Origin of the sequence: Bacillus sp. REN16, from assembly GCF_020731355.1 — a bacterium.
GTDB lineage: Bacteria > Bacillota > Bacilli > Bacillales > Bacillaceae_L > Ferdinandcohnia.
In genome coordinates, this window is sequence record NZ_JAJFZK010000063.1 from 1 (window position 1) to 456 (window position 456).

At 39.0% G+C, this 456-nt stretch carries 1 protein-coding gene; it reads right to left on the minus strand.

Annotated features, from left to right (window positions below; genetic code table 11):
- Nucleotides 1-55: 55 nt before the first annotated feature.
- The coding region (locus LKW28_RS22825; RefSeq protein WP_420708929.1) for an ExeA family protein at nt 56-456 on the minus strand (401 nt) is incomplete at its 5' end.

Here is a 456-nt window from a genome sequence, read left to right on the forward strand (position 1 = left end):
CCAATCCATACTCTCCATTCTTGGCTAAAATGGTCGTAAACTAATATTCCCCGTTTCATTGAAGTCCGCTTTCCTCAACTGCTAGTCTTATAATTTCTTCATCAATTTGTTCTTTCTTCAATTGAGACCCAAATAATAAACTGCTGATTGTTATATTGTTTATTACACGTGGCCACCCTTGAGACCGTTGAGCGATTGCTTCTATTGCTGTTTCGGTAAAGATTGGCATCTTTGCCCCGGCTACCTTCATGTGATGATCAATATAGCCCGAAACTTCTTCTCTTGATAATGGCTGGATTTCGTATTTCATTATGACTCGCTGTGTTAACGGGCGGTGATGATTTAATGTTAATCGAGTTTTTAAGTGCGGCAACCCAGCTAGTATTAGGATGAATGGATTGCTTGAATCCATTTGAAAGTTAAACAGTAACGCTAAGTCCTGTAAAAATGCATCCT